Below are 678 nucleotides of genomic sequence, written 5' to 3' on the forward strand. Positions count from 1 at the left end.
TCAAAGACGCAAAATGGATTGGTAGCCTGCCACATCCACCTCAAACCGGGTGTTCTGACGCAAGTGATCCTTCATGGCCTCCAGCGCATCAGGGTCTCCATGAATCAAGTTGATCGGCGTTTCGGGGGCTAAGTCACTTTGAGCCAGCCACTGTTCAATCTCTGTGAAATCTCCATGTCCGGAAAGCCCACTCAACACCTCCAGCCGGGCCTTGACCGGAATCCAGTCGCCGTGGATCTTGATCCTTTCCGCTCCATCAACCATTTTGGCGCCTCGTGTCCCCCCTGCCTGATAACCGGCAAAGATAACGGTTGTACGGTGCTGGCCGAGGAGACGCTTGAAGTGATGAAGAATGCGACCGCCCGTTGCCATACCGCTGCCTGCAATAATTACGTGCGGGTAGGCCTGATCAGCCAGCGCCTTGGAGTCCTGGACGCTGCGGCTATAATGAACGGTGCTGCACATTTCGTGGCATTCTGAACTGCTCAACCGATGCTGATCTTCGTAGCGGCAGTAAATCTCAGAAACATCAATCGCCATGGGGCTATCCAGATAAACTGGCAACCTTGGAATTCGTCCCGCCTTCATCAGGTCGGTGAGCATATGTTGCAAGACCTGCGCTCTGCCCACGGCAAAGGCCGGAATCAGTATATTGCCCCCTTTGTCGACCGTTTCGTT

Annotated in this window: 1 protein-coding gene; it reads right to left on the reverse strand. The window is 54.4% G+C overall.

Features of this window, described 5'->3' with window-relative positions:
• A partial coding sequence (locus MDHKLMBL_RS20685) for an MBL fold metallo-hydrolase RNA specificity domain-containing protein (RefSeq protein WP_274540929.1) occupies nt 1–678 on the reverse strand: 678 nt, incomplete at its 5' end.

Source organism: Marinobacter flavimaris, assembly GCF_002933295.1.
Taxonomy (GTDB): Bacteria; Pseudomonadota; Gammaproteobacteria; order Pseudomonadales; family Oleiphilaceae; genus Marinobacter; species Marinobacter flavimaris.